The organism is Pseudomonas sp. St29, from assembly GCF_001547915.1.
Classification (GTDB): Bacteria; Pseudomonadota; Gammaproteobacteria; order Pseudomonadales; family Pseudomonadaceae; genus Aquipseudomonas.
In genome coordinates, this window is sequence record NZ_AP014628.1 from 4330315 (window position 1) to 4350953 (window position 20639).

Sequence of the window (20639 nt, forward strand, 5' to 3'; positions counted from 1 at the left end):
ATTTGCCTGCACACCGCCAAACCTCCCGAACCCTATGTCCTGCTATACCGGCTTCACTCCATCAAAGAACGCCCTGCAACACTAGGAACATTCCGCCCGCTCTACAGATCCATCCCATATTATTTTTTTCACATCCTTTGCTAGTTTGAGCGCCACCTCTATCCGCCCAACTCGGGTACGACGCGGGCCTGGACACTCTTACGCTTAAGGATGAGCCTATGTTCGCGCCGGCCGACACTGCGCATTTCGTGCTGTCCATCCCTTCCGTTCGCCACGACTTCAAGGTGCTGGCCTTCCAGGGTCGCGAAGCCATCAGCGAGCTGTATGCCATCCACATCGAACTGGTTTCGGACAACCCCAATGTCGATCTGGAAAGCCTGCTCAACCGGCCGGCGTTCTTGCAGTTCGGCCTCAAGGGTGAAGGCCTCCATGGCCTGATCGACGACATCGAAGTCGGCGACAGCGGCAAGCGCATGACCCGCTATCACCTGATCCTGCGGCCTCACCTTTATCAGTTGCAGCACCGCCACAACCAGCGGGTCTACCAGAACCTGACGGTGCCGCAGATCATCGCCAAGGTGCTCAAGGAGCACGGCATTCTTGCCGACCAGTACCGCTTCAACATCGCCCCCAAGCCCTCGGTGCCCCGCGTGTATTGCGTGCAGTACGCAGAGACGGATTTCCAGTTTCTACAGCGCCTGTGCTTTGAAGACGGCATTCACTGGCACCACGAACACAGCCTCGACCAGCACCTGCTGGTGTTTTCCGACAACCAGACCGACTACCCGATCCTGGCCCCGGCGCGCTATCAGCAAGGCAGCGGCCTGGCCGCCGAAGACCCGGTGGTCAGCCATTTCGCGGTGCGTTTCAGCACCCGTACCAGCCAGGTGGTGCGCCGCGACTACAACCTGAAAAAGCCCGATCCGCGCAGCGCCTCCAGCGGCGCCCCGCTCGACCCGGTGCCCAGCACCTTGCACAGTGCTGTGCGCAGCGAAGCCACCCCGGTGCTGGAAGACTATCGCTACCCCGGCCGCTACAGCACCGGCGCGGTGGGCAAACAGTTGAGCCAAATCGCCCTCGAAGGCCACCGCGCCGACTACCAGTTGGCCAAGGGGCAGAGTGATCTGTCGAACTTGCGCTGCGGCCATCTGGTCACCCTCAGCGAGCACCCGCGCGGCGAATACAACCAGATGTGGCTGCTGGTGAGCGTTGAACATGAAGGTCGCCAACCGCAGGTGCTGGAAGAATCGGTCACCAGCGACGACCGCCACGGCGACTTCACCCAGGGCTACCGCAACCGCTTCAGCGCCATTCCCAGCGAGACATTCTTCCGGCCCCAAGAACCGGCCGCCAAGCCCCGCCTGAGCAGCCAGACCGCGTTGGTGACCGGTCCTGCCGGGGAGGAAATATGGTGTGACGAACACTCAAGGATAAAAATTCAGTTTCATTGGGACCGCGAAGGCGAGCGCAACGACTTCTCCAGTTGCTGGGTGCGGGTGGCCACCAGTTGGGCCGGTGAAGGCTTTGGCCACGTGGTGATCCCGCGGATCGGCATGGAAGTGCTGGTGAGCTTTATCGGCGGCGATCCCGAGCAGCCCCTGGTGACCGGCTGCGTACCGAACCAGCACACCCCCGTGCCTTATCCGCTGCCAGCGAACAAAACGCGCAGCGTGTTCAAAAGCAACAGTAGTCCAGGCGGAGGCGGCTACAACGAGTTGCTCATCGAAGACCGCAAAGGCCAGGAAGAGATCTACGTTCACGCACAGAAAGACCAGACCATCCATGTCAATAACGACGAGACAGTCTCTATTGGCAATGACCAGACTATTGGTGTGGTGCGTGATCGCATCACCTCCATCGGTCAAGACGAAACCAATACGGTCAGCCGCAATCGCAAGGAGCACATCCGTCAGGATGTGTTCGTCACCATTGATCGCAACGAAGTCCGCAAGATCGGAAACACCCTCAAGGAAGACATCACCGCCAGCCATTGGGTGACTGTCGGTGAAAACGAAAAAATCGTGATCGAGGGCGTGCAGTCCATCGAAGCCAGGACGGCCCTGCGCACCTTGACCCAGGAATATCAACTGCAAGGCACCGAGCGCATTCTGATTCGTGGGCCGGCAGGAAAGATCGTGCTCGATGCCAGCGGTATCACCCTGGAGGCGCCCAACATCCGGCTCAAGGGTAACGTGAGCATCGTCGCCCCCACCGGTGATCAGGTCCAAGCCATTGAGGCCGCGATCAACCAAGGTTCTGCGTTGATCGAAGAGTGCCCCTTCGCCAGGGGGGACAAAGCATGAGTGCCTATCAACACCTCGATGACCTTGGCCTGCTCAGGCCTGCAAACAGCCCATCCGCTTTCGTTCTGGTCGAAGCATCGGCCGAGCGCAATCTGCTCGCCCGCCTGGAGTTCCATGGCGTCGCCCACCGTTCACTGTGGCGTCTGGAATCGCTCAGTGGCCTGGAGCAACATGCGCCGTACCTGTGCCAGGTCGAGCGGGGCAGCGATTTTGATGACTGGCTGGGCGAACACTACGACAGGCTGGCCTTGACCTGGATGTTCAGCCGACGGCCTTTCCCGGAGCTCTGGCAACACCTGCGACGCTTCAGCAAGTTCGAAGATCAGGGCCGTTTCTTTTTCCTGCGCCTGGGCCATCCGGACGCGCTGCACACCTACGTGGCCTCGCTCTCTCACGCCCCAGAACCCCTGGCACGACTGTTTGCCGAGGGCGGCATTGAAGCACTGTATTTTCATGGGCCACACAGCGGCTTGTCGCGGCGGGTGCAACCCCTGTTCGAACAACAAGGCGACAGTGCTGCCACATTCGATGGTTGTCTCGTCTGGCATGAGGTGACGACGAAGGTGGATAGCTGATGGCCCTGAACACCCTGGACCTGAGCGCGATGGAGCGCATCGAGCGCGAACAGGCGAACCGCAGGCTGACGTGCTATTTGTGCGAGACCCTGGCAGCCGTAATACCCCGCATCCCCAGCAAGCCGGACAGCATGCAAGGTTTGGTCAACCAGGCTGGCGTTGATGCCACAGCCGCCGGCTACGATCAGGGTAAGCCGTACAGCAGCCACATCACCTTGAGTGTCTTGCTGGGGCTGCACTGGGAACGTGATCCGACCTACGCACAGGTTGCTCTCATCCTCGAAGACCCAGGCATGGAACAGGACGTGCGCCTGGACATGGCGGTCAATACCGCGATCAAGCTGCGTCGGCAGCTTGAGTCCGTGCAGTGCTCGATGCATGAGGTGACCCTCGACATCCTGTCCATTCCCAGCGAAAAACTCGGTCACGACGCTATCTGGTCGGCGTTTCAGCGACTAGCGGCCTTGCGCGGCGTGCTAAAGGCAGCGGAGGTTCTGCAACTGTTCATGCTGTACGAAGCCGATGCCTGCGAGTTCCTCGGATTGGCTCCCATCAAGCTCAAGGTGCTTACCACCTATGAGTACCGGATCTACCAGGAGATGGGGCTGCCCGTGCCGCTGCCTACCGAGGACCTGCATGGCGTGGCGCGTACCAGCCTGGTGCTGTTGACCCACCACCTGTTATTAGCGGCGAGCTTCGGTCGCTTCTACCACCTCAATCCGCTGCTGCAAACCCTGCATCGCGCACTCGACGAAGTCACCAACCTGCCTGCCCGAAGTCATGCCTTGGCGACCTTCCTGCGCCAGCACCAGAACGTTCTGATGGAGGCCGACCATGGCTGAGAACCCCGTCAACGCCAGCTACGAAAAACTCGCCCAGGACGCGATGGATAACCAGGCACCGCGCCCCAGGGTCGTGTGCGCAGCCTGCACCGAACTGGGGGTTCCATTCGCCCTCAACGGCCCATCGGGGCCCCGAGATGCGGACCTGCTGTTGGGCATTCCCTCTCACGAAAAGGCCGCCACCACCGATTGGTTTACCCGCAACCGCTGGATCAGGGACAAGGTCCAGAACTTCCGGGATGCCTACTTGTTGCAGGTCATCGACAGCCTGGGCGCGACTCGTGGCGAGACCTATCTGGCCGAGCTCTATGCCTTTATCGCAGCCAAGGGTTACGAGTTCGTGTGCCTGGATGATGAAATGGATACCGAGAACTACGTCACCCCGCACTTCTGGGCGCAAGTTGCCGGCATCAAACCAACACCGCCACAGATTGCCTGCGGCAATGGCAATTTCGTCTTCCATGATCGGCGGATCTATTTCTGGACCTTTACCAGCGCCCGCTACGCCGACGACCGAGCCATTGGCACCTATGGCGAACGCTCTGCGCTGCCCAGTTTCAATTGGATCGTCAGCGGCCAATACGCCCCGGCTAAAGCGGCCGAGGATCTGGCCCTGCACCTGCAGCGAGCCAAGGACATCGACAAAACCTGGATGAAGGTCTTCGCCGTTACCGAGATCGTCTTTGGCGTCCTGGCCTTGATCCCGGTGGTGGGCGTCGCGACCCGCGGTCTGTTCGGGGGCTACAAGGCCATTCGCTACACCATCGCCGCCATTGACACGGCGCTGGCCTTGAATGCCATCGGCAGCGGCAGCACCAAGCTGATCACCGGTGAAAACATCGACGTTGGGGAAAAGCTCTTCGCCAGCCTGGGACAGCTTGCCGACCCCAAGGATGGTGCAGAGCGCGGGCGTCAGGTGTTCATGTTCATCAACCTGGTCATGTTGACCCCCGCGGCCTTTGGCGGGGCGCGTTGGATCTTGCGCAAGATACGCCGCGACGCTCCGGCCTCAGCCGCACTCGATGTCCAGGTTCTGAGCGAGGAGCAACGCAAGCGCCTGGGCGGCCACACCTCGGCAGAGCCCCTGGCCATCGAACTGCGCGGCAGCAAGCGTGAAGGCGGCTACAGCGCCAGGAACAGCGATCAACAGACGGGCGGCGGCGACTGGTTCGACCGCCCCTCACTGGACACCAACAGCAGCCAGGTTGGCTACAGCTCCCCCATGGGCAAAGCCAACTACGCGGTCATGTCCAACACCTTGCGCAACCGACTCACCATGTTGATCGTGCAGCACTGCAGCAGCCTCAAGGTGGTTGGCAGAATCGGCAAGATAGTGGGTGATGCCGGCGAGGAAGCCTTTGCCGCGGCCCTGATCGAAAAATGGGGTGTGCAGCCCAAACGCATTCTTGGCTATAGCGACAACGCCCAAGTCCCCAACCGCTTCGGTCTGTCCAACAAGAGTGGCCACGGGCTCGACATGCTGGTGTGGGTCCCACCACCGCCCTCGATCACCGTACGCGTACCTACGAATGCCGAGCGGCATTTTATTGATGGGGTCAAAGGCACGGCACCGACCAAGACCTTGACCTTCGCCGAGGACACGCTGCTAGTAATTGAGACAAAGGCAACTTTGGGAGGGGTGAGGACGCCGGGGTTTAATAAGACGCAGAAGGCAGGTGGGGCGGAGAAACTCACAGATCTGATAAAGAAAATAAGACTCAAGCAAGGAGGGTGGAAATCCGAAAAAATGGCTGAAGTTGATCCAAATGTGAATAAAAAAATGAAATCCATCAGGCAGGCACAACGCGACGGAAAGATTGAATATCTTCACGCACAAATATTTTTCGACTCACAGGGCGGTTTGAACAAACTGGTTGGTGACGGCTGCGGAATACAACTCAATACGTGGTGAAAAACAATGGCAAAGAACACTATGAACAGACTAGAAAAAAGTCTGCGTGGAATAAATGAATGGGCATCAGGAAGTTCTTTTCCGACTACTGATTTTGAGGATTACCTGGAAGGCCAGGGTGATATTAGGGCTGCTGTTGATGGCATTTTCGGGGTCTTCGCGTTAGGTATGCAAGAGGTCCAAAAAAGCCTATTGGTTGCTGGTACGGGGCAATGGGCACTAGCAAACCGACATATGGCCTACGGTTTTGCACGCATGATCTATGCGGAAGTGATTGATATAAACAGCGTGAAAGTCTCTAAGCTAGAGACCAGTGGAAACTTGGATAGCGCCACACGCTTGATGCTAGGGGCTATTGCAACAGGGCGCCCCGAGCTTGTGATGCCATTCCATGAAGCAGTGTTTGGCGGTATTGAGGAGGGATATGGCATTCATGACGGCCATAAACTGCCCCTAGGCACCACCTTACGCTACTCCGCCTTCGGCCTGAGCATCATCGGCGACTGGCTGGACCAACCCCTCGATCTGGAAAAACACGCCCTACCCCGCGACTTGGCCTGGGGCCAACTGGTCGCTAACTGGCGCACCCCCGACCCCGATGTGCTGCTACCTGCACTGCTGCTGGCTTGCGATACTCACGTGGAGCGTATTGCATTGACCGAGCGCGAGTTGGATAGCGGGAATTTTGAGTTTGGCTCTGAGTTCGAAGCTGTACACCCCACCGAAATCCTGGCTGTCTTGCGTCTGCGTGACCTACTTGGCCTGCCTAACCCCAAGGAAATCGATCATCCCTTGATGAAGACACCCTACGCCGCAATCACTTGCCTGCCAGGGGCCGTCACTGAGCGCGACGAGTTGCTGGAGCAGTTTCTGGCCGTTGTACGTCAGCGTGATCCGCAGGTTTTGCCGCATGGGCTGTGAGCCATGAGTCAATCGATAGAAAGGAGATAAGCATGTCCGCAAGAGGTGCAATCCGCTTAGGCGACAATCACTCAGGCGGCGGGAGCATGATTGAAGCCAGTGGCATTCCGGTCAATGGTATTGCCCAATGCCTGCTCGGCGATAAAGCGAGCTGCCCGACCCATTTAGGTAGCTATGCCCTGGTTTCCGGTGGTGACGGCAGCGCAATTCACAACGGAAGACCGATGGTATTTGAACCCGCGACACTGGCTTGTGGTTGCAGCGTCAGCTCGTCTTGCACAGGCCAGTACGCCAAGGCCTGACCCTAGGGGACGAGCTAGGCGCCACCCCGTTTACGCCGTTGAACACACGGGTTGGTGTTGCGTGCCAGGGTGACAATGCCCACCGAAGAACCTGGGCAACACGTTGTTCCATGTTCGTGAGTGGCCCGACCGGCTAGCACGCCGAAGTACCGATATCGCGCAAGCCCCTTTAGGTCGCTGGCAATCTCGCCACTGAACGCCTGAGCCAGCCCCCCAACATGGTCGCTTACTTGATCGGTTACTTGGTCGCTTCAGCGCCCGTCCACGGCTCAAAACGCCCACTGCCCGCATTCCACGCAAACCCCGGCAACTTGCAGTCCTGAAAGCCAATCCGCAGCTGCTCCCCCTCAGCCTGCACCTGCAAGGTATCCACCCCCAGGTTGCGACACCCCGGCGCTGCAACAGCGAGGCTCTGCAGCAACTTGCCGGTGGCCTTGTCCATCACCTCCACCGTCGTGATCCGCTGATCATTGCCCGGCATCGGCACCTGGAAATACCAGCGTTTAGTGGAAGCACTCTGCAACAGCGTGGTGACCGGCTGCGGCCACGAGCGATCCGAATCCACCAGCCCCACCAGCTTCAGCGCAATGGGCAAGGACTTGCCCGTGCGATAACTGGTCCAGGTGCCGCGCACCTGCTCCTGTTGGCGGGAGTTCAGCAAGTCATTGAACTGCAGACGCGCCACCGGCAAGCCCTGCTCGTCCAGCTCATCCATGGCCAGCGTCTTGTTGCTGTAGCTGAAGGTCGGCTTGAGGCGGATCGGCGTGCGATAGCGCTGATAGGCATAGGTGCCCTGGTAGACCGCATTCTGGCTACCCAGGGTCAAGACAATCGCCTGCTTGCCCAAGGTCCCCTCATACACCCCGTGGGACGCCTGCGCCGGCAACAGCCACAGCGCCAACACCAGCACCACCAGCCCCCGAGCAAAATCAAACCCACGCATCAGAAACGCTCCTCGCCCGACGACAGATATTCCAAACGCTCAGGGGTGATCACCCGGTAATAATCCCAACGCCGAGTGCGCTGGTCGTAATTGATGAAGTCCTGCTTGCTGAACTCCATCTGCCCACTGGGGGAAAAGCGCAGATCACCGTCCGCCGCGAACTGCTCCAACTGCGGATGGCGCCGATAGGTCCGCAGATCCCGGTTGTACAGGTAATACTGCGTGGGCGAGCACCACACCCGGCCATCCGTCTCCCCCACACGATAGCCCTGGACCTGAAAGTCCATCCGCGCCTCGTCATGAAAATGCCCGAAGGTCAGCGTCCTGGTGCCCACGGACGACAGACACCACTGCCCGCCAATCTCCTGCACCCGCTTACCGGTGGCCCGGCTGATCACCCGGATACTGTCTACCTGCGCCACCTCCTCCCCAGCCTTGCGCGCGGCATGCACACTGAAATAGAAATCCCGATCGAACACCGGCTGCAGCAACTCCCCCTCAAACGCCTCCCGCTGACTGCCGCCAAAACGCATCACCCGCTGCAACTGCAACGGCTGCTGCGTGCCCGTGCGCAAATCCACCAGACTGCCCTGCAGCGCCTCCGCCCCCTCGGCGAACGGCTGCAACGACACCGCCGTCGCCGGCAGGGTCGGGTTGTCCATGATGTTGATCAAGAGCCCAGAGCCGGGATGGAAAGGCGTGGACTCCAACGCCATGGGCAGGCGCTCGGATTCGGAGAACCAATAGCCGGACATACCGCCGCCGTATTGGGAGTCGTAGGTGAGCGCCAGTTCAACCGGGGTGTCGCCGAGGGTGCCGCGGTAAGTGGTGGTGGGGTTGGCTTGGGCGGTTGGGGTGATGAGCCCGAGGCCGAGCAGGAGTGCTGAGGTCAGACGAAACAGGAGGTGTGGCAGGTGACGCTGTTGGCCAGCCCTTGTTTGTGGACTGCTGCCAATGGGCTGGGTCATGCCTGCGTTCCTTGCGGTGGGGAAAAGGGGCGCAGGATAGCAAAGGTTAGGACGTTAGCACCGGAGTGGGTTGGTTTTCACGCTGCTAAAACCTTTACAGGTTAGATAGCGCTGTATTCAGACAGCACAATCATTTTTAGCCAACATCATCTAACAATACTGTTCAATTTGGTTTTGATTGTTTTAAAAGAAAACGGATGCGTTTTGGACGCGAAATAAGCTCCGAGCCGTAATTCAACGAGTACCGGCAAAAAACCTTACTCAAAAGTCGAAATCTCTTACAATCTGCCTTCCCATTTCTGACACAGCTCTCAGTCGCGCCAGCTGTAGTCAAACTACGAGGCAAGATTGTGAGCACTGTAGTTGCCACCACTGAAACACTAATCGACACCCATCGCCTAGCAACTGCTCTACAGCGCTTCGCAGACGATCGCGACTGGCAGCAGTTCCACTCCCCCAAAAACCTGCTCCTAGCCCTCACCGGGGAAACCGGTGAACTCTGCGAAATTTTCCAGTGGATGAGCGAAGCCGACGCCAAGGACGCAGCCAAACGTCCAGAAACCGCTCAAGCCGTGAAAGATGAATTGGCCGACGTACTCATGTACCTCGTGCGACTAAGCACGGTACTGGGCGTCGATCTGAACGAGGCGGTGACAAACAAACTCGCGTTGAACGGCCAAAAGTACCCCGTCGACAAAGCTAAAAGCACCAGCAAGAAGTACGACCAACTCTGACCCCTTGGGCTCTAAGGACCACTTGTGATCGTTTACTCGGCGACCAAACAACAATTCCTCGATGTTTGCGACAACGACGATATTGAAGAGGTGATCCTCAAGCACTTTAAAGAGGCCACTGGCAAGAAAGTGGCGGCTTCAGAGATCCGATCTTGGCAGGGATCGCTCACTTACATGGCCAAGGTTCTACGGGATAAGGATCTGCCGGAGGATGCCGGAGTGGCCATTGAGCTACATATTCCGCAATCCATGAAACGTATCGATTTCTTGCTGACAGGCCACGACCAGAACCAGGGTAAAAATGCCGTGTTGGTGGAACTGAAGCAATGGAGCAAAGCCAGCGCCACCAGTAAAGATGCGGTCGTAAAAACCGCGCTGGGTGGCAGTCATGTTGAAACCATTCATCCTTCCTATCAGGTGTGGTCTTACGCCACTTTGCTGGAAGGCTTCAATGAAGCCGTCTATGACCAAGGCATCAAAGTCCACCCATGCGCTTACCTGCATAACTATGTCAGCGATGGTGTTATCAACTCGGCTCACTACGACGCCTATACCAGCAAGGCGCCTTTGTTCCTAAAAGGTCCTGACGAGTTGACGAAACTGAGAAGTTTCCTCAAACAGCACATCTATTACGGCGACAACCAAGACGTTCTTTACGAGCTTTCTAGCGGTAAGAGCCGCCCCTCCAAAGCGTTGGCTGAAGCACTGAGCGGGCTGATGGAGGGCAAGCCTGAGTTCGTTTTGATTGATGATCAAAAGACCGTCTTCGAGTCGGTACTTGAAGCAGTCGCAGAGGCCTCTGCCGATGCTCCAAAGGTGCTGATCATTGAAGGTGGCCCAGGTACTGGAAAGACAGTAGTGGCCATCAATCTGTTGGTTAGGCTCACGGCCTTACGGCTGATGAGTAGGTATGTCTCAAAAAATGCCGCCCCACGTGCCGTGTATGAGAAGAAACTGGTTGGCACTGTCAAGCCCACCAAGTTCTCCAGTCTTTTCTCCGGCTCGGGGGCCTATACCGAGATCAAGCCTGACTTTTACGACGCGCTGATCATTGATGAAGCCCACAGGCTGAATGAGAAAAGCGGCTTTTATGGCAACGAGGGTGAAAACCAGATCAAAGAACTAATTGGATCCGCTAAATGCTCAGTGTTTTTTATCGACGAGGATCAACGCGTAACCCTTAAGGATATTGGCAGCAAACAAGCAATCCGAGAGTTTGCTGAGGCCCGAGGGGCAACGGTGGAGGAATACACCTTGTCTTCCCAGTTCCGTTGCAGTGGCTCCGATGGTTACTTGGCATGGCTAGATGACGTGCTGGGCATTCGCAAAACCGCGAACCCAATACTCGATGCCAGTGAGTACGAGTTCAAAGTGTTCGACTCGCCACAAGCAATGCATGAGGCAATCGAACAAAAGAACCACGGAAACAAGGCGCGTGTCGTCGCAGGTTACTGCTGGCCATGGAGCAGCAAGAAAGACCCTAAAGCCAAAGACATTGAAATCGGTGAACACTACGCCCGCCAATGGAACCTGGATCAAGACGGCAGTCTGTGGATCATCGCGGATAAATCCGTGGATCAGGTCGGCTGTATTCACACCTGCCAAGGGTTAGAGGTGGATTATATCGGCGTGATCATCGGGCCAGATTTGATCGTGCGCGATGGAAAGGTAGTGACATCCCCCAAAGCGCGAGACAAATACGACAAGACAATTCGTGGCTGGAAAAGGCTGATGAAGGAACAACCCGACTTCGCACAGCAAGAGACTGATCTCATCATCAAGAACACCTACCGGACCTTGATGACCAGAGGAATGAAGGGCTGCTACTTGTACTGTACCGACCCAGAGACGGCGCAATATTTTGCCAACCGACTGGCAGAAGGCGAGTCAGCTTTGTAGGTGCCATTAGTTACGTTTCCTCTACCAGTGATGGCGTACTCAATCCTGCCATCACTGGACGGCTAACGAAGACTAACCACCTTCATCTCTACCCTTCAGGTGCCATATTCCCTACTCAGTTCACAACTCCTTGTAAGGCTAGTCCCTTTCTATTGAGCGACTTTTCCTAGAGAATCCAACCCGCTTGCGCCTGATACTTCGGCTGGCTAGGCTCGGTTCATCACTGCATATCAGTGATCGGGTTTAGCAGCTCGATTCATCACATTGGGCGCATCGACGTCACCTGTAGGCAGAGTTTTTCTTCTGCTTTTTATGGTGGCTGTGCGCAGGGCACCTTCGGGTGCGCCGGTTTCCAATGTGACCGGTCTGCTAACCTGCGTACAGCTGCCACTCCTTCGTTTAGCAGCGATCGCTGGCAGCTCCATTCACATTGGAGATGCACCATGAAAAAGCTCGTTCCCGATCCGCCCCTGTCCTTGCCTGGGCAATTCAGAACCCCCGAACACGATATCGACACCCAGCGCATTCGCTTGGCCTTGGCGGCGCATAGCGCTGAAACCTCGATCCTCAATAACCTGAAAGACACCGTACCTATGTCCGTAGGTCATCAATCCATGTTCAGTGTCCGCCCCGGCATCAATGCCGAAGAAGCCTTGGTGCATGTGTCGTTGCTGCTGGACTGTGCGGTACAGGTCAGCGATGAAATCACCGAGCGCGCCAGCGGTGTGGAACGTGGTTTGATTTGGTCAATGATCCATTCGGTGGAGATGGCGAGAGCGGTGGTGGATTCGTTGCTGGATGCCAATAGACCGGTGCCCCCTCGGTAATCGACTAGATACTCAGAAGTCCGAAAAATATGGAAGCGGGGTGAAGAATGATTTGCCCCGTTTCTGTTAGGCCGCTTTCGCTGGAAAGCCCAACTCCTAGAGATGCAGTAGCCCTTCGATATTGCTCAAACACTCTCACTGCCCCGCCACGGTCATAGCCACGTGGTGAGAGGCAACGCATCCCTCCCCTACTACGCCCCCTTTCCTACTCACTACTGAACTCCCAAACCAGTTGGGAAAAGAATATCCTTACGGCCTCTTACGCTGTTTCGTACAGCGAATCGGGAAACCTACGGATAGCCCCCCGCATGACCTCTGCACCTATCAGCAATCAATCCAACCCTGCTTGGAGCCGCGACGAGCTCGTTCTTGCCCTAAACCTGTATCTCCTTCACCGCAACGGTTTACCCGGTGTGAATCATCCGGATGTTTTGGCGTTATCACAGGCTCTCAATCTCATTGGTAATGCCACCGGAGTGAGCAAGAACCAGAGTTTTCGCAATGCCAACGGTGTGTGCATGAAGCTCAATAACTTCCGTCGTTGGGACCCGAGCTACACCAATAACGGCCGTACGGGGCTTGCGAAAGGCAATAAGGATGAGCAGTTGGTGTGGCTGGAATTTGCCAATGACCCGGAGCGTCTTGCTGAGGTTGTGGCGGCGATCAATGCCAATGTTCAGACGATTCCAGCTAGCCCTATCGATTTAAGTGCAGCGGATGACCCGGGCTTCTTCGAAGCAGAGGAAGGCAAAGTGCTCACTCGGGTGCATCGGGTACGGGAAAGAGACAAGAAAATCGTTAAGCGCAAAAAGGAAGAGGCGCTGAAGCAACATGGGGCGCTTCAGTGTGAGGCGTGTGGTTTTAACTTCAGCCAAACCTATGGTGCAGATGTGGAGGGAGTGATTGACGTCCACCACACTAAACCTCTGCACACGCTCCAGCCGGGTGACAAAACTAAGCTCGCTGATTTGGCGTTGTTGTGTGCCAATTGCCATCGGGTGGTGCATTCGCAACGCAAGTGGCTGAGCGTGGCTGAAGTGAAGGAGCGGTATCAGGCCAATCTGAAGCAGACGTAAATGTGATGTTGTGACTCCCTGGTTTAGGGAGTCAGAGTGGCTGGTTAAAAGGTTTGGCGGCGATCTTTCGGCCGCCTTCGCTGGCAAGCTAGCTCCTACACGGGCCGGCGTCAACCGATGACAAAGCGGTGTCAGCGAACGTTGCGATACAACATCAACCGCGCACCCTCATGCATCCCCCGGGTCAACTCCAGCAACCTCTCAAACTCCTGCGGATGCTCCTGTGCCACATCCTCTCGCGGTGTGTTTGACGCTAGGTCATGCAAGGTCGCGCCACTGCCGTCGTGCTGCATCTGCAACAAAAAGTCCTTGGTCACGCCGCCAATCACCGGAAAGGTCCCTTCCCTCAATACCAGCGGCACCACCCGCTCCCCCTCCGGCGCTGGCTGCTGAATATCCCGCCCCATGGCGCCATTGGTGAAGGGCATCCCGGCCATGCCGGCCACGGTGGGCAGCAGGTCGGCGAGGCCGACGGCTTCTTCGATCACTCTGGGCTGCAGCATCCCCGGGGCATGAATCAGCAGCGGTACGTTGTTGCTTTCCAGCCCTAGCTGTTCAAACGCGGGGGCCATGTGGGGGATCTGGCTGATACGGGTGTTGTGGTCGCCGAAGAACACGAAAATCGTGTTGTCGTAGTAGCCCCCCGCCTTGGCGATCTCCATTAGCCGGCCGATGTTGAAGTCCAATAGGCGCACGGCGTTGTATTGCGCAAGGCTCCGGGAACCGGCGGCCTGGACTCGTTCCAGGGGCAGGTCCTGAGCCTGGAAGCCGTCGTTGTCCTTGGGAATGGTAAACGGGCGGTGGTTGCCGGAGGTTTGCAGGTAGGCGAAGAAGGGTTGGTCCTGGGGGATGGCACGCAGCAGGCGGTCGCTTTCCTTGAACAGGTCGAGGTCGGAGATGCCCCAGACGTCCACCTGAGGCGATTGCCAGTGGCTTTCGTCGTACAGGCGCACGTTGTCGATGCTCTGGCGGATCAGGCCGTTGATGTTGGCCCAGCCGGCGTTGCCGCCGATCAGGTAGAGCTTGTGGTAGTCGCTGAAGGCGTTGATCAGGCTGTGTTGGCGAGTGATCAGGGGCTGGCGGGTGGCGGTCTCTTGGCGGGTGACGTCGGGCACGCCGGTGATGCTGGCCCACACGGTCTTGGCGGTGCCGGTGACCGGGACGTAGAAGTGTTTGAAGAACCAGCTCTGGCGGGCCAGGCGGTCGAGGTTGGGGGTGGGGTTGAGCGGGTTGCCGTAGGCGCCCACGGCGCTGGTGCCGAGGGATTCGAGCATGACGAAGATGACGTTGGGCGGCCGGGGGCGGTCGATGCGGTACGGCTGCACGCCTTGTTGGCGGGTGAAGTTCAGGCGCTGTGGGTCCGGGTGGTCGACGCCGAGGTAGCGGGCCAGGGCCGGGTAGTGTTGGCGCACTTGGGCTTCGTCGTACTGGGCCTGGCCGGCCTTGAGGGTGTCGTAGAAGAACAGCACGGGGTTCAGGCCCAGGGCGGCGATCTGGCTGTTGCCGGAGAAGTAGGCATCGCTCCAGCGCAGGGGCACGGGGTTTTCCAGGTTGAGGTTTTCCACCCGGCCCAGCAGGGCGAGGAACACGGCGGCGATGCCCAGGGCGCTGACGCTGGCCAGGGACCAGCGGCCCAGGGGTTGCGCCGGGCGGTCGAGGGTCAGGCGTTCCAGGCGCAGCAAGGCGTAGCAGCACAGGGTCAGGGCGCTGCCCCAGGCGAGGACGATCCACAGCACCGGGTAGCTTTCCCAGAGCATTTGCCGGGAGATCTGTGCGTCGTCCAGGTAGCGCAGCACGGTGGCGTTGATGCGTACGCCGAGGTAGGCGTAGTGGCCGAAGTCGATGATGTACAGCAGCCCTACCCCGCCCAGCACCAGCAGCAGGTAGGCCCGGGCCAGCCAGCGCAGGGCCGGCAGGCGCAGCAGGTTCCAGCGCGGCAGCCAGGCCAACAGGGCCAGGGGCAGCAGTAGCAGCAGGGTCAGGCGCAGGTCGAAGCGCAGGCCGATACCGAGGGTCTGGAGGATGGCCTCGCGCTGGTCGGCGGCGCTCAGGTCCACCCCGGAAAACCCCACGGCGAACAGCAGCCGCAGCAGTGCCAGCAAGCCGAATACCAGCCCGATTGCGCCCACGCCGTAGCGCAGGCGGCGTGATTGCAACCCGCCCATCATTGACCTCTGTGTGGTGTTGTCGAAGGCCGCGGCGCGGCCGGTTGGTTTACCCGGCAAGGGGCTGCCCGCGTCTGCGCGGGTTGACGCGGCGCCACAGCCACAGCAGCAGCCCGCCGCTGCCGGCGATCAGGCAGTAGCCCGCCAGCAGCGGGTCCAGCAGGTAGTCCCAGTAGTTTTCCGAAGGCTTGAGACGCAGGGCGAAGGCCAGGGTCCCGGCCGCCAGCATCAGTACCCCCAACAGGTTGCGCTGCCACAGCAGCACCAGCGCCGCCAGGCCCATCAGCACGATCATCGGCCGTGGGTTGTAGCCCCAGCGGTAGGGATCGAGGTAGGTCAGGCCCAGGGTTGCGGGGTACAGGCTCAGGGTCAGGCCGATAAACAGCAGCAGGACCTGCGCCCGGTGTTTGGCCTGCAAGGGCGCAATCACCCCCAAGTGCCGCAGGCTGACCCAGCCCAGCAGCACCAGGGTGCTGATGGCCAGATCATCGGTGAAGCTGCGCACATAGGCCGCCAGCGGCAGTTGGTTCAGTGGGATGAAGCTGACCAGGGCCAGCACGGGCAGCAGCCAGGACCGCCAGGGCGCGGTCAGGCGCAAGCTGCCAAGCAGCACGAAACCCAGGAGGATAAAACTCAGGTGGGCTTGCCACAGGGACAGCATCACAGGCGCTCCGCCAGCCACGCCGCGTTGAAGCTGACGTGCTTGATAAAGGTGTTGTTCCAGGAATAGACCAGGTGGTACAGGCCGTCCGACCCGCGACTGAAGTAGGGGTATTCGTACTCGAAGTCGCAGCCCTGGGGCTTGCACACCCGATAGTCGAGGTTGCTCAAGAAGCGCTGTTCCAGGGGCAGGCGCCGGGCGCCGCTGGAGGCGCGGAAGCCTTCACCGATGATGTCCTTGTAGGCCTCGTGGGAAAACGGCTGGCCCAAAGGGTCGGGGGACTGGTCCAGCTCCACCAGCGGGCGCCATTGGCTGAGGCCGGCATCGGTACCGTACAGGCTGAGTCTGAAGCGTCCGTCCTGCAGGTCGTTGAGGGCCACCAACAGGCCCTGGTCGTCGGTGCCCACTGCCGCCAGGGACGAGTTGGGGTTGGACGGTTGCAGCGGATAGGGCTCGCTCCAGGTCTGCCCGGCGTCTTCGGTGCGGCTGGCCAGGACCTTGTGGTGGGTGTCGCCGGCGTAGCGCAGCATGGCCACGGCGCGGCGTTCGTCCAGGGGCACGATGGTCGGTTGCAGGGAGTGCTTGCCACGGCTGATGCGGAATTTGTCGATCACCGCGCCGTCGGCGCTCAGGTACAGGTACTCGGCGAACTTGCCCATGAACTCGTGGTACACCGGCAGGCCGATGGCGCCGTCGGCATGGAACACCGGCGCGGCGCGCACCAGGGTGCTGATGTTGAAGAACGGCGAGGTCACCAGCTGCCGCGGCGCCGACCAGCTGCGCCCCAGGTCGTCGGAAACCATCAGGTTGATGGCGCTGGTGGCCCAACCGCCCACCGACACCGAAACGTAGAACATCCACAGGCGCTGATCCGGGCCCAGGGCGATCACCGGGTTGCCGAGCTTGCGGATGTAGCGCCCGGTGCCGTCACGGGTCGATTCGCGGGTGGCCAGCACCTGCTCGGCACCCCACTCGCCAGCCTTGGCGTCAAAGCGTGCGCTGCGCACTTGCACATCGGCGGCGCCTTCCCGGGAGCCGGCGAACCACACGGCCATCAGGTCGCCGCCGGGCAAGGCGGTCACCGAGGACGAATGCACGAAGTCATCCAGGTCCGAGGAAACGAAGCGGCTGGTGTATTGCGGCGTGCTGCTGGCCGTGGCCGCGTCGCTGTTCACGGCCGCCTGGGCGAACGGCGCCAGTTGATGAGGCGGATGGCTGCGCCAGGCGGCGATAAAGACGGCGGCCAAGAGCAGGCTGCTGCAGATGAAGCTCAGGCGAAAGGACAGCGCACGCATAAAGGGGCCCGTGGCAAGTGCCGGTTGGGAACAGGGGAAAACGTCAGTGCCGCTCAGGACCCGGCAAGGGTCGGCGGCGGCCGGTGAGCATCGACAACGGCAGGTTGTCGCGCACCTGCAGGCTTTCAAAAATCGCCGCGCACACATGCAGCAGCACCAGGCCCAGCAGCACATCGGCGCTGGTTTCGTGCACTTGCAGCGGCCAGTCGGCGCCCCACAGGGCATCGACCTCCTCCATCAAGAAACCGCTGACGCCGATCAGCACCAGGGCCAGCAGCATCAGCAGCATCACCAAAGCCCCGAGGGGTGAATGCCCCAGGCGGTGCTCGGGGCGCCCGGCCCACAGCGAGCGCAGATGCCGCGCCAGCCGGGCCCGGGTCGGCCAGAAGTCGGACCAGCGCGCACTGCGCGGCCCGACAAATCCCCAGACTGTGCGCAACAGCAGCCAGGCCATGGCGTAGTAGCCCAGCCAGACGTGCCAGTCGTCACCGGCTTCATTGAAGAAGTAGTTGCCGATAAAGACCCCGGCGATGGACAGGTGAAACAGTCGCACCAGCGGGTCCCACAGCCGCAGGGACGCGTGCGGCATCAGCCTTTGATCTCGGTCTTCACCGCCTTGCCGGTCACCGGGTCGTGGTAGATCTCGACCTTGCGCTGGTCCTTGTCGAAGCCGTAGATCTCGTAGCAATTGCCGTCGGTGACCTTGAACTTGCTGATCTGGTAGCCCTGGGCCTTGAGCTGGTCCTGGAAGGCTTGCGGGTCTTGCCATTGCGAGCGTTCGGCGGTGGTGCATTGCGGGCCGGCGATGGCCAGGGGGCTGGCGAGAACCAGGGACAGCAGCAGGACTTTGCGCATAGAGAAACGCTCCGGTAATGGGGGAGATTGCACTGTGCAAAACCAAGCTTAGTGAAAGCTTAGTTGGCAACGCGCGGTAACATTTTCCCCGCCTAAAACCCCTGCCGGCAGCCCCTGGCCGGCGTCATCATGCGCCCCTTCCCTGCCCCCCGCCCAACCGAGAACACCCCATGCGCCTGCTGCTTGTCGAAGATGATCGTGCCCTCGGCCAGGGCATCCGCGTGGCCCTGAGCGCCGAAGGCTATACCCTGGACTGGCTGCAGGACGGCGCCAGCGCCCTGCATGCCCTGCGCACGGAAAGCTTCGACCTGTTGCTGCTGGACCTGGGCCTGCCGCGGCTCGACGGCCTGGAATTGCTCCAGCAATTGCGCGCCGCCCGCCAGGACCTGCCGGTGCTGATTCTCACCGCCCGCGACGGCACCGCCGAGCGCATCGCCGGGCTGGATGCCGGGGCCGACGACTACCTGGTCAAGCCCTTCGATGTCGAGGAATTCAAGGCCCGGGTCCGCGCCCTGCTGCGCCGCAGCCAGGGCCGTGCCCAGCCGCTGCTGGAACACGCCGGTATCTGCCTCGACCCGGCCAACCAGCAGGTGCACTACCAGGACGCCGAGGTGGTGCTCACCCCCATGGAATACCAGTTGCTGCACCAACTGATGGTGCGCCCGGGCAAGGTGGTGACCCGCGAACGCCTGTCCCGGGCGCTGTACGGCTGGCAGGACCGGGTCGAGAGCAACACCCTGGAAGTGCTGATCCACAACCTGCGCAAGAAGCTCTGCAGCGAGCTGATCCGCACCGTGCGCGGCGTCGGTTATGTGCTGGAGCTCAAGCCATGAACTCGGTGCGCACGCGGATTCTGCTGCCGGTCCTGGTCCTGGTGCTGCTGGGGGATTTGCTGATCAGCTGGCTGGTGCTGCGCGACAGCCACCATGAAATCGAAGAGGTCTACGACGCCCAGCTGGCCCAGAGCGCGCGGCTGCTGCAAGGGGTGCTGCGCCAGCGCGACCCGGCTCAACAGACGGACGCGGCGGACTGGGAACGCCTGCACCAGGCCTTCGACCAGGCCATGAGCCGGGTCGGCGTGGACGGCGCCGCCCACCCCTATGAAACCCGCCTGACCTTCCAGGTCTGGCGCGACGACGGCCAGTTGCTGATGCGCTCCGCCGAGGCCCCGCTGCTGGACGCGCCGCCCACCACCCTGGGGGCCCACGACATCCTGGAAAACGGCAAGGACTGGTGCGCCTTTCTCCTGGCCGACCCGCAGCAGGGCCTGCTGATCTGGGTGGGCGAACGGGATGACATTCGCCAGGACCTGATCCAGCGCATCGTGCGCCATACCCTGTGGCCGACCCTGATCGGCGTGCCGCTGCTGGCGCTGCTGATCTGGCTGACCATCGGCTGGGGCCTGGCGCCGCTGCGGGCCATGGCCCGGGCCATTCGCGGGCGCAGCAGCGACACCTTGCAGCCGCTCGGGCTCAAGCCGTTGCCCCAGGACCTGGAACCGATGCAGACCGCCCTCAACCAGTTACTGGCCCAGATCGACAGCCTGCTGGAGCGCGAGCGGCGCTTTATCGCCGACGCCGCCCATGAACTGCGCACGCCCCTGGCGATCCTGCGGATTCATGCGCAGAACGCCCAGAGCGCCGGCAGCCCGGAACAGCGCCGGGAGGCCCTGGACTTTCTGGTCAACGGCGTCGACCGCGCCACCCGCATCGCCAGCCAGTTGCTGACCATGGCGCGCATCGAGCCACAGCTGAACAGCCCGCGCCTGAGCCTGGTCGATCTCAGCGCCCTGGTGCGCGAAGAGCTGGCGGAACTGACGCCCCTGGCCCTGGAGAAAGAGGTCGAACTGGTGCTGGAAGGCGAAGAGGGTTGGCAGATCGACACCGACCCGGTGGCCCTGGCCATTGCCCTGCAGAACCTGGTGACCAACGCCCTGAACTTCGCCCCCGCGGGCAGCGAGGTGCGGGTCGGTCTGCGGCCCCAGGCCGATGGCGCGATGCATCTGTGTGTGGAAGACGCAGGACCGGGTATCGACGAAAAGGATCGCGGGCGTTTGCTGGAGCGCTTCTACAGCCAGGGCAACGCCCATGGCGCCGGGCTGGGGCTGGCGATTGTGCAGATGATCGTCAGCAAGATCGGTGGCCGTCTGGAATTGCGCAATCGGCCTGAGGGCGGGTTGTGTGCGTTGTTGCGGCTGGGGCCGGTGCTTTAGTCGGCGGCGCAGAGGGACTATTCTGTGCGCCGCTCGGGAATGGGGGTGGTCTGGCGGGCGTCTTCGCTGGCAAGCCAGCTCCTACACAGGCAGGCACCATCCCTCGTAAGAGCGGGCTTGCCAGCGAAGGCGATCTCGCGCCCCCCTCT

At 60.4% G+C, this 20639-nt stretch carries 19 protein-coding genes; 12 read left to right on the forward strand and 7 right to left on the reverse strand.

Features of this window, described 5'->3' with window-relative positions; translation table 11 throughout:
• The first annotated feature begins 218 nt into the window (after positions 1 to 218).
• The 6 genes from PST29_RS19155 to PST29_RS31145 are packed head-to-tail and all read left to right on the forward strand — an operon-like array spanning position 219 to position 6855.
• Positions 219 to 2303, forward strand: a complete 2085-nt coding sequence (locus tag PST29_RS19155; RefSeq protein WP_060844078.1) for a type VI secretion system Vgr family protein — start codon at positions 219 to 221, stop codon at positions 2301 to 2303.
• Positions 2300 to 2878 carry a DUF4123 domain-containing protein gene (locus PST29_RS19160; protein ID WP_060844079.1) on the forward strand — a complete coding sequence of 193 codons (579 nt, stop codon included), beginning with the start codon at positions 2300 to 2302 and terminating at the stop codon, positions 2876 to 2878. Before PST29_RS19155 ends, PST29_RS19160 begins: the two co-directional genes overlap by 4 nt.
• Positions 2878 to 3720, forward strand: a complete 843-nt coding sequence (locus PST29_RS19165; protein WP_060844080.1) for a hypothetical protein — start codon at positions 2878 to 2880, stop codon at positions 3718 to 3720. The genes PST29_RS19160 and PST29_RS19165 overlap by 1 nt, the downstream gene beginning before the upstream one ends.
• A complete protein-coding gene (locus tag PST29_RS19170) occupies positions 3713 to 5632 on the forward strand; it encodes a hypothetical protein (RefSeq protein WP_082729277.1) in 1920 nt (639 codons plus the stop codon). The genes PST29_RS19165 and PST29_RS19170 overlap by 8 nt, the downstream gene beginning before the upstream one ends.
• 21 nt (positions 5633 to 5653) lie before the next feature.
• A complete protein-coding gene (locus tag PST29_RS32455) occupies positions 5654 to 6553 on the forward strand; it encodes a hypothetical protein (protein WP_232513176.1) in 900 nt (299 codons plus the stop codon).
• A gap of 32 nt (positions 6554 to 6585) precedes the next feature.
• A complete protein-coding gene (locus tag PST29_RS31145) occupies positions 6586 to 6855 on the forward strand; it encodes a PAAR domain-containing protein (protein WP_082729278.1) in 270 nt (89 codons plus the stop codon).
• Between the two features lie 238 nt (positions 6856 to 7093).
• On the opposite strand, the gene PST29_RS19180 is transcribed toward PST29_RS31145, so the two are convergent.
• Together PST29_RS19180 and PST29_RS19185 are read right to left on the reverse strand one after the other, a co-directional pair.
• Positions 7094 to 7798, reverse strand: a complete 705-nt coding sequence (locus PST29_RS19180; protein WP_060844081.1) for a hypothetical protein — start codon at positions 7796 to 7798, stop codon at positions 7094 to 7096.
• Positions 7798 to 8766 carry a hypothetical protein gene (locus PST29_RS19185; protein WP_060844082.1) on the reverse strand — a complete coding sequence of 323 codons (969 nt, stop codon included), beginning with the start codon at positions 8764 to 8766 and terminating at the stop codon, positions 7798 to 7800. The genes PST29_RS19180 and PST29_RS19185 overlap by 1 nt, the downstream gene beginning before the upstream one ends.
• A gap of 350 nt (positions 8767 to 9116) precedes the next feature.
• Between PST29_RS19185 and PST29_RS19190 the strand changes: the two genes are divergently transcribed.
• The 4 genes from PST29_RS19190 to PST29_RS32275 all read left to right on the forward strand — a co-directional run bounded on the left by PST29_RS19190 (position 9117) and on the right by PST29_RS32275 (position 13302).
• Positions 9117 to 9500, forward strand: coding sequence for a nucleotide pyrophosphohydrolase (locus PST29_RS19190; RefSeq protein WP_060844083.1), 384 nt, complete (start codon positions 9117 to 9119; stop codon positions 9498 to 9500).
• A gap of 24 nt (positions 9501 to 9524) precedes the next feature.
• A complete protein-coding gene (locus tag PST29_RS19195; protein ID WP_060844084.1) occupies positions 9525 to 11399 on the forward strand; it encodes a DUF2075 domain-containing protein in 1875 nt (624 codons plus the stop codon).
• Positions 11400 to 11842: 443 nt separating this feature from the next.
• Positions 11843 to 12226, forward strand: a complete 384-nt coding sequence (locus PST29_RS19200; protein ID WP_060844085.1) for a DUF6124 family protein — start codon at positions 11843 to 11845, stop codon at positions 12224 to 12226.
• Positions 12227 to 12534: 308 nt separating this feature from the next.
• Positions 12535 to 13302: an HNH endonuclease gene (locus tag PST29_RS32275; protein ID WP_173664417.1), complete on the forward strand. Its 768-nt coding sequence runs from the start codon at positions 12535 to 12537 to the stop codon at positions 13300 to 13302.
• Positions 13303 to 13433: 131 nt separating this feature from the next.
• Here the strand turns inward: PST29_RS32275 and PST29_RS19210 are convergent, their stop codons facing one another.
• From PST29_RS19210 to PST29_RS19230, 5 genes are read right to left on the reverse strand one after another with little or no spacing between them, the layout of a single operon-like run.
• Positions 13434 to 15467 (reverse strand): LTA synthase family protein, encoded by a 2034-nt coding sequence (locus PST29_RS19210; protein ID WP_060844086.1) that lies wholly within the window; start codon positions 15465 to 15467, stop codon positions 13434 to 13436.
• Positions 15468 to 15516: 49 nt separating this feature from the next.
• A complete protein-coding gene (locus tag PST29_RS19215) occupies positions 15517 to 16128 on the reverse strand; it encodes a hypothetical protein (RefSeq protein ID WP_060844087.1) in 612 nt (203 codons plus the stop codon).
• Positions 16128 to 17423, reverse strand: a complete 1296-nt coding sequence (locus PST29_RS19220) for a sialidase family protein (protein ID WP_060844088.1) — start codon at positions 17421 to 17423, stop codon at positions 16128 to 16130. The genes PST29_RS19215 and PST29_RS19220 overlap by 1 nt, the downstream gene beginning before the upstream one ends.
• 43 nt (positions 17424 to 17466) lie before the next feature.
• Complete coding sequence (locus tag PST29_RS19225; RefSeq protein ID WP_060844089.1) at positions 17467 to 18012, reverse strand: cytochrome b/b6 domain-containing protein; 546 nt, start codon at positions 18010 to 18012, stop codon at positions 17467 to 17469.
• The gene (locus tag PST29_RS19230; RefSeq protein WP_060840094.1) at positions 18012 to 18278 is read right to left on the reverse strand and encodes a PepSY domain-containing protein; all 267 of its coding nucleotides are present in this window, start codon (positions 18276 to 18278) and stop codon (positions 18012 to 18014) included. The genes PST29_RS19225 and PST29_RS19230 overlap by 1 nt, the downstream gene beginning before the upstream one ends.
• Positions 18279 to 18448: 170 nt before the next feature.
• On the opposite strand from PST29_RS19230, the gene PST29_RS19235 reads away from it, so the two are divergent.
• Together PST29_RS19235 and PST29_RS19240 are read left to right on the forward strand one after the other, a co-directional pair.
• Positions 18449 to 19111 (forward strand): response regulator, encoded by a 663-nt coding sequence (locus PST29_RS19235; protein ID WP_060840095.1) that lies wholly within the window; start codon positions 18449 to 18451, stop codon positions 19109 to 19111.
• Positions 19108 to 20490, forward strand: a complete 1383-nt coding sequence (locus tag PST29_RS19240; protein WP_060844090.1) for an ATP-binding protein — start codon at positions 19108 to 19110, stop codon at positions 20488 to 20490. The genes PST29_RS19235 and PST29_RS19240 overlap by 4 nt, the downstream gene beginning before the upstream one ends.
• Positions 20491 to 20639: the final 149 nt, after the last annotated feature.